The organism is Faecalibacter rhinopitheci, from assembly GCF_015234135.1.
GTDB classification, from domain to species: domain Bacteria; phylum Bacteroidota; class Bacteroidia; order Flavobacteriales; family Weeksellaceae; genus Empedobacter; species Empedobacter rhinopitheci.
In genome coordinates this window covers 1-3,134 of record NZ_JADGIK010000027.1, presented here as the reverse complement: position 1 = coordinate 3,134, position 3,134 = coordinate 1, and the positions used below count along the sequence as shown (strand labels likewise).

The following is a 3,134-nucleotide window of genomic DNA, read 5'->3' as shown; positions in this document are numbered from 1 at the left end:
GAACTTGAATATCAGAAAATTGAAGATTAAAAAGCACTGCAGGTAACATACTATTTGCAAAAAACGGGCTGAAAGTAAACTGTCATCCCATCTTTTTCCACTCGCAAAATTGCTTTTCTTAAAACTTAAGCCTAAATTAGTTTTAGAAAAGAGCAATTTGCTTGAACGGAAGAACTTGAACTTCGTTCAATTTCTCTCCCGTTCTTCGCAAATACTCGGCTCGTTAGCAGAAATATTTAATGAAACAACTTAAAAAAATCATCTACATTTTTGGACTCATTACAATCCTAATAACTTTAAAAAGTTGTGGTGGTTCATACGAATCTGAAAATAGAGAAGAATTAAGTTCTGCTTTCGAAGATTTATTTCATTTTAATCCTCCTAATTCAATTGAAGAAATCAAAGTTAAAAATTCAGTATATTATGACACAGTAATGTACTGGATGTATTTCACTTATAGCTTTGATGTAATAAAAAAAATAATTAGCAAAGATCAAGAACTAAAAATTGCTTTTAAAAACAGTTCTGAATTTAATCAAATCAGTGAATTTATTAAAAAGAATACTCATAATCCGAAATGGTTAAAATTACCAAATGAAAATACAAATCAAATTTATTATAAAAAAGACTTTAAAGAACATAGTGTATTAAGTGTATATTATATTTGGAGCGATTCAAAAAGTAGAAAAACATATCTATATATCCATGAATATTAAATACATCTGCTAACATTGTATTTAGCAAAAAAACGGGCTGAAGGCAAACTTTTTTGCCATAATTTTCCGCTCGCAAAATTGCTTTTCTAAAAACTTTAATCTAATTTAGTTTTAGCCAAGCAATTTGCTTGAACGGACGAACTTGAACTTCGTTCAAATTCTTCCCCGTTCTTCGCAAATACTCGGCTCGTTACACGCAATACACCAAAAACTATCTACATATGAAAATACAAAAGTTCTCTATTAAAAAATATAGAGCTATTGAGGAAATTGATTTTAATTTAAATTATTCTATAAATCCAATTATTGGAATAAATGAAGCTGGTAAAACATCAATTCTTAAAGCAATTTTAGCTTTCGATTGCACTCGTGACAAATATAATAATGGAGAACATTTAGATTTTAAAAACAAATATCACATTAATGAAAAAACTTGTACCATAAGTGCTCATTTCAATTTTGATAAATCTGAATTAAAAGAACTAATAGAGTATTTAAAATTAAGTACAGATTCCGTAGATTATAAAATCATTAATTCGTTCACTAAAGAAACTATATTTAAACTTAATAGAAATTTATCAACAGAAACTAAAGAGTATTCATTAGAAATTGATAGTTTGAATGAGAAGGTTCTTGAAAAATTTAAAAGATTCACATTACAGAAACTTCCGTATATATTGTATTTTGATGATTTTGCTGATAGAGTACCTGAAGAAATTAATTTTCCAACCGATTACATTACAAATAAAAAACTTGGACGAAGTAAAGATAGAGATTGGCAGGAGATAATCGAAGAAATTTTTAAACGCGCTGATACAGAAGATTTCGAAGATAATGAATCGCCACTTATTTCTTATTTAAAAGTAACTAATAAAGATACAAAAGAAGATATTCTTTCAGATGTAGAAGATACATTAAACAAGGAAATTATCAATGAGTGGAAAAGAATAAAAAAGAGCGGAACTAAGTTAGCAGATGATAGTGAAAAATTAGAACTAGTTATTTCTAATGAAGGAAATAAATTTAGCTTTAAAGTTAAAGATAAATCTAATCAAGATAAAAAAAGAACTTTTGATATTTCAGAAAGAAGTAAAGGATTTCAATGGTTTTTCAACTATATGATTAAATTAAAATTTAATCCAAATTACAAGGGTAAATCTGAAAATTCTCTTTTTCTATTAGACGAACCTGGTTCATATTTACATTCGTCCGCACAAAGTGAATTATTAAAAGAATTACACACAGTATCTTCAAAAAACACAATAATTTATTGTACTCATTCTCAATATTTATTGAATCCAGAATTAATTAAATTAGGCAGTATTAAGATAGCTGAAAAAAAAGATTCTGTGGCTAGTTTGAAAAATTTCGGTGAATATAAAACAAAAAATGATAGAGGTGCATTATCACCAATTTACCAAGCATTAAATTTGAATTTCACGAATGATTTTATTGGTAAAATAATAATAACAGAAGGTATAACTGACTTTTATTTTTTCGGAATGTTACATAAACATACCAAACTAATAAAAAATAATGTAAAGATTATCCCAAGTTCTGGTGCGAGTCAATCAACTACCCTATTATCAGTGACAATTGCTTTTAGTGATAATTTCTTATTATTACTTGACAATGATAAAGCTGGTAAAAGCGCTGAAAAAAATTATAAAAAAGAATTTGGTGATTCTATTGCTAATCACTTCCATTTCTATAAAGATTCTACAGATGATTTTGTTTTAGAAGACTTTATGTGTAAAATCGATCAAAAAAAGCTCTTAGAATTAACAAAATCAGATGATCTCAAACGAGCAATGAGCTTTTTATATTATGACTATAAAGATTTACAAAATGAATTCTTTTCAAAATTGAGTAAAGAAACACTTAGAAACTTAGAATCAACATTAGAAAGAATTAATACATTATAGTACTGCGTGTAACATCGGTTTTGCGAAATGGCGGGTTAAGTCATAAAATAAAGTTTAGGCTTTCTATTACGCAAGAAGCCAATTATATTGACTTTTTTCTTAAATTTATTCAATTAATTGGCTTTTGCTTACTGTGTCGCTAAATTGAAACTTTTCGCTTCAATTTCCGCCACTGACGCCAAGCCCCGAAACGTTATCGGCAATATGATCGCGGGTTCAGAAAACTAATGCAACACTATAAATTATTAATTTAGTGTTGTTATGAGCCAAAATTATACAAGATTATCTCAACAAGAACGATTTAAAATTGAGAAATATTTAGATCAAAAACTTTCCATTTCATCCATTGCTGTTTTATTAAATCGTAACAAAAGTACTATCTCAAGAGAAGTAAATAAGTTCAAAAAAAGGTGTTATGATGCTTTTATTTCACATCAAATTGCCTTTGAAATTTCGATGAATAAAAACTATGGAAGAAGCAAAATTTTACGCC

The 3,134-nt window shown here is 27.6% G+C and carries 3 protein-coding genes; all 3 read left to right on the top strand.

The window, feature by feature from the left end; genetic code table 11:
• Positions 1-239: 239 nt before the first annotated feature.
• Positions 240-716, top strand: a complete 477-nt coding sequence (locus IM532_RS13500; protein ID WP_194184021.1) for a hypothetical protein — start codon at positions 240-242, stop codon at positions 714-716.
• A 221-nt stretch (positions 717-937) separates the two neighbouring features.
• Positions 938-2,641, top strand: a complete 1,704-nt coding sequence (locus tag IM532_RS13495; protein WP_228063736.1) for an ATP-dependent nuclease — start codon at positions 938-940, stop codon at positions 2,639-2,641.
• Positions 2,642-2,902: 261 nt separating this feature from the next.
• Positions 2,903-3,134: helix-turn-helix domain-containing protein (locus tag IM532_RS13490; protein ID WP_194182911.1), on the top strand; the 232-nt coding region annotated here is incomplete at its 3' end.